The organism is Pantoea sp. ARC270, assembly GCF_003236725.1.
Taxonomy (GTDB): Bacteria; Pseudomonadota; Gammaproteobacteria; order Enterobacterales; family Enterobacteriaceae; genus Pantoea; species Pantoea anthophila.
This window is the reverse complement of the sequence record NZ_PUGA01000011.1, coordinates 33,510-44,572: the sequence shown is the minus strand read 5'-3', so window position 1 is coordinate 44,572 and position 11,063 is coordinate 33,510. Positions and strand designations below refer to the sequence as shown.

Sequence of the window (11,063 nt, the reverse complement as noted above, 5' to 3'; positions counted from 1 at the left end):
GAGAGTCTTTATGTTTATTGTCGATTCCCATTGCCATCTTGATGGCCTGGATTATGAAAAGAACCACCGTGACCTGGATGATGTGCTCGCCAAAGCGGCGGCGCGTGATGTGAAATTTATGCTGGCCATCGCCACCACGCTGCCAGGTTTTCATACCCTGAAGCAGCTGGTGGGGGAACGAAAAAACATTGCGCTCTCCTGCGGCGTGCATCCGCTGAATCAGGAAGAGGCGTACGATGTTGAGGAGTTTCGCCGGCTCGCTGCCGATCCCCGGGTGGTCGCGCTGGGTGAAACCGGACTGGATTATCACTACCAGCCTGAGACGCGGGAGCAGCAGCAGCGCTCGTTCCGGGAACATATCCGAACCGGTATTGCGCTGAACAAACCGATTATTGTTCACACCCGCGATGCGCGTGACGATACGCTGGCGATCCTGCGGGAAGAGCAGGTTGAGCGCTGTGGCGGCGTACTGCACTGCTTCACAGAAGATCAGCCTACTGCGGCTAAACTGCTGGATATGGGCTTCTACATCTCCTTCTCCGGTATCGTTACCTTCCGTAATGCCGAACAGTTACGTGAGGCCGCACGCTATGTACCGCTGGACCGGATGCTGGTCGAAACCGACTCGCCGTATCTGGCCCCGGTGCCTTATCGCGGCAAAGAGAACCAGCCCGCCTATACGCGCGACGTTGCCGACTATCTGGCCGTGCTGAAAGGGGTTGATATCGAAACGCTGGCGGAGGCGACCACCCGCAACTTCTCCACGCTGTTTCATATCCCGATGAGCCAGCTGGGTGCCTGAGTCGGCCGGTTTATTTCAGTCTCTGTAATTAATCTGCAATCTTCCCGAATGACCCTGTTTTTCTGAACAGGGTCAGTTTTTTATTGCGTGTTGCAGCGCTGAATTAATCAGAAATTTCGCAAATCATGCCGCTGTAATTGTTGAAACGTGATAGCCGTCAAAGTAAAAAATCGGTAATTATTTTACCCTTCGTAATAAATCAAAAGGCGGTTACCGCCACCCCGGTAAAGAATCCTCCCTCTTTACCACGCGCACTGCGCAAATATGCACTCATACTCAGGAGCTTCACGCTATGTTCAAAAATGCTTTTGCCAACCTTCAAAAGGTCGGTAAATCGCTGATGCTGCCGGTATCGGTTCTGCCGATTGCCGGGATTTTATTAGGGGTCGGTTCAGCTAATTTCAGCTGGTTACCTGCAGTAGTTTCGCATGTGATGGCAGAAGCGGGCGGCTCAGTGTTCGCCAATATGCCGCTGATTTTTGCGATTGGTGTGGCACTGGGCTTTACCAACAATGACGGCGTTTCCGCACTGGCCGCTGTGGTCGCGTATGGCATCATGGTGAAAACCATGGCGGTCGTGGCGCCGCTGGTTCTGCATCTGCCGGCGGCAGAGATCGAGGCTAAACACCTCGCCGACACCGGGGTGCTGGGCGGAATTATCGCCGGCTCCATCGCCGCCTATATGTTTAACCGTTTTTACCGCATCAAGCTGCCTGAGTATCTGGGCTTCTTTGCCGGTAAGCGTTTTGTGCCGATTATCTCCGGCCTGGCGGCGATTGTGCTGGGCGTGCTGCTCTCCTTCATCTGGCCACCGGTGGGTGCCGCGATTCAGGAGTTCTCGCAGTGGGCGGCTTATCAGAACCCGGTTGTGGCCTTTGGTATCTATGGCGTCGTAGAGCGTGCTCTGGTGCCGTTTGGTCTGCATCACATCTGGAACGTGCCTTTCCAGATGCAGATTGGCGAGTACACCAACGCCGCAGGCCAGGTGTTCCACGGCGATATCCCACGCTACATGGCGGGTGACCCGACTGCCGGTAAACTCTCAGGCGGCTTCCTGTTCAAAATGTACGGCCTGCCGGCTGCTGCGATTGCTATCTGGCACTCCGCGAAACCTGAAAACCGTGCCAAAGTCGGCGGCATCATGATCTCTGCTGCGCTGACCTCGTTCCTGACCGGTATCACCGAACCGATTGAATTCTCATTCATGTTCGTGGCACCCATCCTGTATGTGATCCATGCCATTCTGGCAGGTCTGGCGTTCCCAATCTGTATCCTGCTGGGTATGCGTGATGGCACCAGCTTCTCACACGGTCTGATCGACTTTATCGTGCTGAGCGGCAACAGCAGCAAAATCTGGCTGTTCCCGATTATCGGTATCATCTATGGTCTGGTGTACTACACCCTGTTCCGCGTACTGATCGTCAAGCTAAACCTGAAAACGCCTGGCCGTGAAGAGAGCAGCAGCAGCGAGCAATCTTCTGCGACCGGCACAGAGATGGCTGGCAAACTGGTTGCTGCGTTTGGCGGTAAAGAGAACATCACTAACCTGGATGCCTGTATCACCCGTCTGCGCGTCAGCGTGGCGGATGTGGCGAAAGTGGATCAGTCAGAACTGAAAAACCTCGGCGCCCGCGGCGTGGTAGTGGCCGGTTCAGGTGTACAGGCCATTTTCGGCACCAAGTCAGATAACCTGAAAACCGATATGGATGATTACATCCGCAGCATGTAACGAGACACGCTGATGAGAAAGCCCCGCACTGCGGGGCTTTTTTTTATTATCACTCAGAGGTAAACCCGCAGATACTCGGTCAGACAGAGCAGCGCCATCGCCTGGCCGTACGGCATTGAGGTCAGGGGAATGTTGCGGTAGTCATCGAGATCGCTGCTCATCGCGGTTCCGAACGAAACCTGCTTCAGCTCACCATCGTCATCAATGTTGGCAATCACACCGCGCAGTGCTTTTTCAGCGACCTCACGATATTCAGCGGGCAGATAACGCTTACGGACGCCTTTCAGGATCCCATAGGCAAAGCCAGCCGTGGCAGAGGCTTCCGGATAACTGTGCGGGTCATCGAGCAGGGTGTGCCATAATCCACTGCTGTGCTGACAGGCGCTGAGTGCCCTGACCTGGCTTTCCAGCACCTGCTGCAGAAAACGGCGGGTGGCGTGATGCTCAGGCCAGTCCATCATCTCCAGAAAGTCGGGGATCACTATCGTCACCCAGCTGTTGCCACGGGCCCAGCGCGCATTCGCGAAGTGATGGCGGCCGTCAAAGTTCCAGCCGTGAAACCACAAACCGGTCCCGCGATCCATCAGATACTGGGTATGAAGCAGGAACTGATAAACCGCTTCCTCAATCCACGCGTCGCGCTTCAGCAGTTGCCCGATTTTGGCCAGCGCCATCACGCTCATCATGAGCGTATCGTCCCAGAGTTGCTGCCTGTTTTCGCTGTTATAGACAATGTGCTGCAGGCCACCCTGTTCGGTGCGCGGCATCTCATACATAACCCATTCCGCCCAGCGCTCAAGTACCGGCTTCCAGACCGGATTACCGGTCTCCTCATAGCGATAGGCCAGAGTCAGAAAAGGACAGACCGTATTGACATTTTTGGTCGGCGTGCCTTCCGCCAGCCGCTGCGAAAACCACGTATCGATAATCGACAGCGTCTGCTCATCACCGGTCTGCTGGTAGTAGTGCAGCATCCCATAGAGACCAATGCCGTGAGTCCACTCCCAGCCTGCCCAGCCTTTGGTATCAATCACCCGGCCATCATCCAGCCGCAGCAAGAATTCGCCGGTTTCGTCGGTGATGTTAATCAGATTTTGTGTCAGCTTCTCAATCAGCTGTACCAGTTCACGGCGTGGCAGCAGATACTCAGGCTGGCGCAGCAGCGGACTCTGTTTAACGGGAAAGAGCATCATGATTTATTCCTGTTTAAGGTCGGGTTTAAAGAAGGGGAGATCAGAGAGGGGGCCGGGAGTTTGCCGGGAGCGGGCTTGTTGCGATTGAGAAAGCCAATATTATTGTTACCCCACAGATTCTCATAGGGCATGCCCGCCAGCATTTCAACGATCCTGCGCGCGTCCGGGGTGATACTTTCCGGCACGATACGGCCCGCTTCACGCATTTTCTGCGTCTCCTGACGCAGCACAGTATGGGTCTGCAGATTCAGCCTGAAGCGCAGTGACACCATAAAGCCGCAGGCCAGAACGGCGACGGTGCCGATGCTCAGAATCGCCAGGATGGTGTGGCTGACCCCGGGTAACTGCGTCGACTGACCAGAGACAAAGCCCGAGAGTTGCAGAATGATGCCAACCAGCATCACCGCCCCCGCCTGCGAGGCTTTCCGCGTCAGCGTCATGATGCCGGCAAAAATCCCTTCCCGTCGCTGACCGGTGATCACCTCATCCACGTCGGCGATATAGGTGTAGGTGTTCCACGGCACATAATTGATGCCGCCACGTCCCAGCCCAGCCAGGGCAGAGACGGCGAGCAGCAGTGACATGTTGTCGTTCAGGCCGGCATACCACAATCCGGCATAGGAGAGCGCTGCCAGGGCGAACAGGAGAGCCACCATACGGTAGGCGGGCGCAGGACCAAGACGGATGCAAAGCGGGATCATCACCATCACCGCGATGAACTGCAGCACCGCCATCGTGCCCATCAGGCTTGAGGCGACCTGGGCGCTCTGCATCAGCACAAATACCACATACCAGGTAAAGACGGCGTTAAAGATATCCTGAGCGATATAGCCACCGAGATACATGCCCAGGTGCTGGCGGAAGATGCGGATGCGCAGGGTAGAAGCCAGCTCAACATAGAGCCGTTTCAGGCTCTGCCGGAGCGTCAGTTGCTGTTTTTCCAGCCCGGCCCGGCGCGACTCCGCGGAAAAATCATCAGGATGACGCTCCCAGGTAAAACACCACACCAGTGTCAGCACCAGCGCACAGATGACGGAGAAGACCAGACTGGCGTAGAAAAAGGAGAGAGGGTTATCTTTTCCCAGCCAGCCCAGCAAAAGGCCAGGCAAAAACGCTGCCAGTATGGCCGACAGCTGTGCCAGCCCGATGCGTGCACCGGAGAAGTGCGTTTTTTCTCTGAAATCGTCCGTCATTTCCGGGACCAGCGTTTCATAGGGCACCAGGATCATGGTGTAGACGATGTCAAACAGCAGATAAGTGGAGAGATACCACCAGAAACTCATGTCGCTGACCCACATCAGGCTGTAACTGAACACCGCGGGAATGCCGAGCAGGATAAAGAATTTGCGGCGGCCAAAGCGTTTACCCAGTCGGGTAGAGCCGAAGTTATCGGTGATAAACCCCATCAGCGGACTGACTATCGCATCCAGAACGCGGGCGGCGGCGAAAATCAGGGTGGCCTGAATCGGGGTCAATCCACAAAAGGTGGTGTAAAAATAGAGCAACCAGGCGGCAGTCAGTGCCGTCGTGCCGGCTCCAAGAAAATCTCCAGAACCATAGGCCAGATAGTGGCCCGGACCAATTTTACGTGAGCGCATAGCAGAGGCTCCTTGAGGTTGTATGGCGGTTAACTCTGGTGACGCCGGACATCTCAACCGGACTGGTTAGCAAAGTAGAACTGACCGGAGGGGTAAACCTTCGCGATTTGGCAAGGGATGGCGCCAGAATGGCAACCAGATGAAGAAAAGGGGGGCGAAACTCTTATTTATGAAACAGCGTTTCATTTTTATAATGAGGCGGTGGTCAGCAGGACCAGCAAAACGGCATACTGGCCAGGAAGATAGCGCGCTGCTACAAAGGCAGGCTAACAAAACAAGAAAAGTGGCACCGAGGTTGAAAGAAAACAAATTTCTCCCTCATACTGCTTGATTACGACTCATGCTAAAGGAATTGCACCATGGCTGAAGAAACCATTTTTAGTAAAATTATCCGCCGCGAAATCCCCGCTGATGTGGTTTATCAGGATGAGCTGGTCACTGCCTTCCGCGACATTTCGCCCAAAGCCCCGACCCATATCCTGATCGTGCCGAATGTACTGATCCCGACGGTTAACGAGGCGGAAGCGGCGCATGAGCATGCGCTGGGCCGCATGTTCACCACCGCGGCGAAAATCGCCCGTCAGGAAGGCATCGATCAGAATGGTTATCGGCTGATTGTGAACTGCAATCAACATGGGGGTCAGGAGGTTTATCATATTCACATGCATCTGCTGGGTGGCGAACCGCTGGGCCCGATGCTTTCAAACTGAACTGACAACGGAAACGTGCTATGCGATCCTGGCTGACTGGCCTGCCGATCCTGCTCTGCCTGACGGCCTGTAGCAGTGATAAACCGATGATCAATACCTCGCAGTCGCTGGTGATGGAGTCCTCTGTGCTGTCGGCAGGGATCATCACCGATGAGCCGAGGCTGGATGAGAACGATGGACTGAAACGCGCCACCAGCGTGCTCTATAATCAGCGCGAAACCCCGGTCATTGTGCACTATCGTTACTACTGGTATGACGACAAGGGGCTGGAAATCACCCCGCAGGAACCGGCGCAGACCGTCACCGTTCCGGCACAGGGGAGCATTGTCGCCACATCGCAACTGGGTAACCTGACTGCCAGCAAGGTTCGTCTCTATCTCTATCTTTAAGGATTTTCGACGTGATACGCAGTATTAATCGTACCGGAGCGCTCCTGATGGCGCTCATTCTCTCCGGCTGTGTCGTGAAGCAGCAGCAGCCCGCCACGGTTGAACCGACCCAGCCTTCTGAGCCGGTGCAGCCCGTTCCGCAACCTGAACCGGTGCCGCAACCGCAGCCACAGCCGGTGCCGCAGCCACCGAAGCTGGTGACGATCAACTGGGACGCCAGCGTTCAGCCGCTGGTGGCGCAGATGCTCCAGGCGACCAGCGCCGAGCCAGGCAGCGTGCTGCTGGTGGATCGGATTAAAAACAGCACCAACGGATCGCTGCAAAGCGAGAAAGCCACAGCGGCGATCCAGAATGCGCTGAACAACAACGGCAAATTCACTCTGGTTTCAGCCGATCAACTGGCACAGGCCAAGCAGGCGCTGGGTTTGTCACCGGATGACAGCCTGAACTCGCGCAGTAAAGCGATTGGCCTGGCCCGCAATGTTAACGCGCAGTATGTGCTTTACAGCAATGCACGCGGCGATGTGAAAGCGCCGACCCTGCAGATGCAACTGATGCTGGTGCAGACCGGCGAAATCATCTGGTCTGGCAACGGCATTGCACAGCATTGATTCCGCATTTTCGCGGATGATTCATCAGGTCACCGGCGAGCCAGAGAGGACGACATCGCTTCCGCTCGCCGGGCTGACCGGGCACAGTCAGAAAATCGTCAGCCCGCGTGGTCTCTTTATCGCGCGGGCGGCACCTCAGCCGCCGATTCCCTTTGTTGACCGGCAGCGCGAGTTTCGTCTGTTACGAAAACTGCGCGCCAGCGGAGTGGCCCCTCAGCCCGTTGCAGGCCACCGGCAGGGGAATGTGCTGAGCTGGTGTCCTGGCGAAGCGCTGGATGAACAGCGCTTCAGCCAGCAGCGTCCGCAGATTGTCACTCTGCTGCAACAGCTGCACCAGCAGCCGCTGACCGGCTACCGCCTGTCGCTGCTGCCGCTGCTCTGGCGGTACTGGCAGCAGGTTCCTCAGCGCAATCATCGCTGGCTGCGGGCGCTCCGGCGGCTGACGCAGCAGGGCGAACCTCAGCCGCTGAGGCTGGCACCGCTGCACATGGACGTGCATGCCGGGAATATTATCCAGGGTGAGACAGGGCTGCATCTGATTGACTGGGAGTATGCCGCGGATGGTGATGTGGCGCTGGAGCTGGCCGCACTCTGCGCCAGCGATCCGCAAAACCAGGCCGACTGGCTGGCCGACTATGCTGCGGCAATGCGGCTGCCGCCTGATGCCCTGGTAAAGCAGGTCAGACGCTGGCAGCCCTGGCTGCGGTTACTGATAGCCAGCTGGTATCAGCTCCGTGCCGCTCAGTGTGACGATGAAGCACTACAACAGATGGCTCGACAGAGCTGGCAACAGATTTAATCGCGTCACGCAGAGGCGTAACGCTACAGGATTCAGGTTATGAAATCACATTTACCCGGCCCACTGATGCTCGACGTTGAGGGTTATGAACTGGATGGCGAAGAGCGCGACATCCTGCAGCATCCGCTGGTCGGCGGTTTGATATTATTTGCCCGCAATTATCACGATCCCGCTCAGCTGGCCGAGTTGGTGCGCCAGATTCGCGCCGCCTCGCACACCCGGCTGGTGGTTGCGGTGGATCAGGAGGGGGGGCGCGTGCAGCGATTCCGCGACGGCTTCACCCAGCTGCCCGCCATGCAATCTTTTGCCGCCCTTCACGACGCAGAGCGCGCCGGTGAGATGGCACAGCAGGCAGGATGGCAGATGGCGGCAGAGATGATCGCGATGGACATCGACATCAGCTTCGCGCCGGTGCTTGATGTGGGTCATATCAGCGCCGCGATTGGCGACCGTGCTTTCCATGACGATCCGGCTATCGCGCTTGCCGTCGCCCGTCGTTTTATCGCCGGGATGCATGAGGCGGGCATGAAAACCACCGGGAAACATTTTCCGGGGCACGGTGCGGTCAGTGCCGATTCGCACAAAGAGACCCCGCGCGATCCGCGCGATGAAAAAACGCTGCGTGAACATGACATGGCGATCTTCAGCCAGCTGATAACCGAGCAGGCGCTGGATGCCATTATGCCCGCGCATGTCATCTACACCGACGTGGACCCGCTGCCTGCCAGTGGTTCACCTTACTGGCTGAAAACCGTCCTGCGCGAGCAACTGGGCTTCAGCGGGGTGATTTTCTCCGACGATCTCTCGATGGAGGGCGCCGCGGTCATGGGCAGCTATCCAGAGCGGGCACAGCAGTCTCTCTCTGCCGGTTGCGACATGATTCTGGTCTGTAATCAGCGTCAGGGGGCTATCAGTGTGCTCGATAACCTGATCCCGGTCGGGTCAGAGCGGGTAACGCAGCTGTATCATCACGGCAGATTGACCCGCGATGCGCTGCAGGCAACGTCTCGCTGGAAAGAGAATGCCCGGCAACTGAGTGCACTTCAGGAACGCTGGCTGGCTCATAAAGCGTCGTGGTAAGGAGGGATTGCCCGGCGCTATCGATACCTTGAGGATTAACATGATCATCTATCTGCACGGTTTTGATTCAAACAGTCCAGGCAATCACGAAAAAGTGCTGCAACTGCAGTTTATCGACCCTGACGTCAGGTTGATCAGTTACAGCACCCGCCATCCTAAACATGACATGCAGTTTCTTCTGAAAGAGACGGACAAAATGCTGACCCTGTCCGACGATGACCGTCCGCTGATTTGCGGTGTCGGGCTGGGCGGCTACTGGTCAGAACGCATCGGATTTTTATGTGGCATCCGGCAGGCGATCTTCAACCCTAACCTGTTTCCGCAGGAGAACATGGAAGGGAAGATCGACCGTCCGGAGGAGTATCAGGACATCGCCACGAAATGCGTCAGTGACTTTCGCGAGCGTAACCGCGATCGCTGCCTGACTTTTCTTTCCCGTCAGGATGAGGCGCTGGATACGCAGCGCATCGCCAGTGAGCTGCATCCCTTTTATCAGATTGTCTGGGACGAGACGGAAGGGCACAAATTCAAAAATATATCCCCACACCTTCAGCGGATAAAAGCCTTTAAAACAGCAGGTTAAGCATAGCAGGCACCGCAGGGTGCCTGTTTTCATTGCGTAATTCTCTGAGTTTTATTCGTCTTCTTTGATGTATATCAATATTCTTATGTCCTCCTCTTCCTGCCATGCTATTCTGCCAGCAGATTGCGATTTTTAACTTCGCCAACCCTATGTTTATTAAGGTTTAATTTAACCTTCAGTTAACTTTTGGTTCACAATTTGAGGGGGTCTTTGTTGACTACATCTGTTAAGAAAATTGTTATCGTCGGCGGGGGAGCAGGCGGCCTGGAAATGGCGACGCAGCTGGGCCATAAACTGGGCCGTAAAAAGAAGGCCGAGATTATTCTGGTCGATCGCAACCACAGTCATTTGTGGAAGCCGCTGCTACATGAAGTGGCGACCGGCTCGATGGACGAAGGCATTGATGCACTGAGCTATCTGGCCCATGCCCGTAATCACGGTTTCGAGTTCCAGCTGGGATCGCTCACCGATATCGATCGCAGCCGTAAAGTGATCCGCCTGGCCGAAGTGCTTGATGCGCACGGTGAAGTGCTGGTGCCTCAGCGCGAAGTGGCCTATGACCAGCTGGTTATGGCACTGGGCAGCACCTCCAATGACTTCGGCACGCCTGGCGTGAAAGATCACTGTATCTTCCTGGATAACCCGCATCAGGCGCGTCGTTTCCACAATGAGATGCTCAACCTGTTTCTGAAGTTCTCTGCCAGCGAAGGTAAGGTCGAGAAAGTGAATATCGCCATTGTTGGCGGCGGCGCAACGGGCGTTGAGCTCTCAGCCGAACTACACAACGCGGTGAAACAGCTGCACAGCTACGGATTTAAAGGTCTGGGACGCGAAGCGCTGAACGTGACGCTGGTTGAAGCGGGCGAGCGCATTCTGCCTGCGCTGCCACCGCGCATCTCTGCCGCCGCCCATCAGGAGCTGACCAAACTGGGCGTGCGGGTGCTGACACAGACCATGGTGACCAGTGCCGAGCGCAACGGTCTTAACACCAAAGGCGGTGAGTTTATCGAAGCCGATCTGATGGTCTGGGCGGCGGGCATCAAAGCACCAGACTTCCTGAAAGAGATTGGCGGACTGGAAACGAACCGTATCAATCAGCTGGTGGTGAAAGAGACGCTGCAGACCACGCTGGATGATGACATCTATGCGATTGGCGACTGCGCCTCCTGCGCCCTGCCGGGTGGCGGATTTGTCCCGCCGCGTGCTCAGTCGGCGCACCAGATGGCTTCACGCGCGATGGAAAATATCCTGGCGCAGCGTCACGGTAAACCGCTGAAAGCCTATGTCTATAAAGATCATGGCTCGCTGGTGTCGCTTTCCCGCTTCAGTACCGTCGGCAGCCTGATGGGGAACCTGATGCGCGGTTCCATGATGGTGGAAGGGCGCATTGCGCGCTTTGTCTACATCTCTCTCTATCGTATGCACCAGATCGCACTGCACGGCTACTTTAAAACCGGCCTGATGATGCTGGTCGGCAGCATCAACCGGGTAATCCGCCCGCGGCTTAAGCTGCACTGATTCGCCACAGGCGAGTATCGTTTTGCTATCAGCCCCCTCATGGCAGGGGGC

At 56.3% G+C, this 11,063-nt stretch carries 11 protein-coding genes; 9 read left to right on the top strand and 2 right to left on the bottom strand.

Annotated elements, in window-relative coordinates; translation table 11 throughout:
• Positions 1-10: 10 nt before the first annotated feature.
• Entirely contained in the window at positions 11-802 is a 792-nt protein-coding gene (locus CKF42_RS07835) for a metal-dependent hydrolase (RefSeq protein WP_111207925.1), read from the top strand.
• A 292-nt stretch (positions 803-1,094) separates the two neighbouring features.
• Positions 1,095-2,531, top strand: coding sequence for a PTS glucose transporter subunit IIBC (gene ptsG / locus CKF42_RS07830; RefSeq protein ID WP_009090856.1), 1,437 nt, complete (start codon positions 1,095-1,097; stop codon positions 2,529-2,531).
• 53 nt (positions 2,532-2,584) lie between these two features.
• Here ptsG and CKF42_RS07825 read toward each other — a convergent pair whose 3' ends face one another.
• Together CKF42_RS07825 and CKF42_RS07820 are read right to left on the bottom strand one after the other, a co-directional pair.
• Positions 2,585-3,724, bottom strand: coding sequence for a glycoside hydrolase family 105 protein (locus CKF42_RS07825; protein WP_046101604.1), 1,140 nt, complete (start codon positions 3,722-3,724; stop codon positions 2,585-2,587).
• Entirely contained in the window at positions 3,721-5,322 is a 1,602-nt protein-coding gene (locus CKF42_RS07820; protein ID WP_111207924.1) for an MFS transporter, read from the bottom strand. The genes CKF42_RS07825 and CKF42_RS07820 overlap by 4 nt, the downstream gene beginning before the upstream one ends.
• Positions 5,323-5,681: 359 nt before the next feature.
• On the opposite strand from CKF42_RS07820, the gene hinT reads away from it, so the two are divergent.
• The 7 genes from hinT (at position 5,682) to CKF42_RS07785 (ending at position 11,012) form a co-directional block, all read left to right on the top strand.
• Entirely contained in the window at positions 5,682-6,032 is a 351-nt protein-coding gene (hinT, locus tag CKF42_RS07815) for a purine nucleoside phosphoramidase (protein WP_009090851.1), read from the top strand.
• 20 nt (positions 6,033-6,052) lie between these two features.
• Positions 6,053-6,421: a YcfL family protein gene (locus CKF42_RS07810; protein ID WP_111207923.1), complete on the top strand. Its 369-nt coding sequence runs from the start codon at positions 6,053-6,055 to the stop codon at positions 6,419-6,421.
• Between the two features lie 11 nt (positions 6,422-6,432).
• Entirely contained in the window at positions 6,433-7,032 is a 600-nt protein-coding gene (gene lpoB, locus CKF42_RS07805) for a penicillin-binding protein activator LpoB (RefSeq protein ID WP_111207922.1), read from the top strand.
• Positions 7,033-7,048: 16 nt separating this feature from the next.
• The gene (gene thiK, locus CKF42_RS07800; protein WP_111207939.1) at positions 7,049-7,831 is read left to right on the top strand and encodes a thiamine kinase; all 783 of its coding nucleotides are present in this window, start codon (positions 7,049-7,051) and stop codon (positions 7,829-7,831) included.
• A gap of 39 nt (positions 7,832-7,870) precedes the next feature.
• On the top strand, positions 7,871-8,911 hold the full coding sequence (gene nagZ, locus CKF42_RS07795; RefSeq protein WP_111207921.1) for a beta-N-acetylhexosaminidase: 1,041 nt from the start codon (positions 7,871-7,873) through the stop codon (positions 8,909-8,911).
• A 40-nt stretch (positions 8,912-8,951) separates the two neighbouring features.
• The gene (ycfP, locus tag CKF42_RS07790; RefSeq protein ID WP_046101607.1) at positions 8,952-9,494 is read left to right on the top strand and encodes an alpha/beta hydrolase YcfP; all 543 of its coding nucleotides are present in this window, start codon (positions 8,952-8,954) and stop codon (positions 9,492-9,494) included.
• Positions 9,495-9,707: 213 nt separating this feature from the next.
• The gene (locus tag CKF42_RS07785; protein WP_009090841.1) at positions 9,708-11,012 is read left to right on the top strand and encodes an NAD(P)/FAD-dependent oxidoreductase; all 1,305 of its coding nucleotides are present in this window, start codon (positions 9,708-9,710) and stop codon (positions 11,010-11,012) included.
• Positions 11,013-11,063 lie beyond the last annotated feature (51 nt).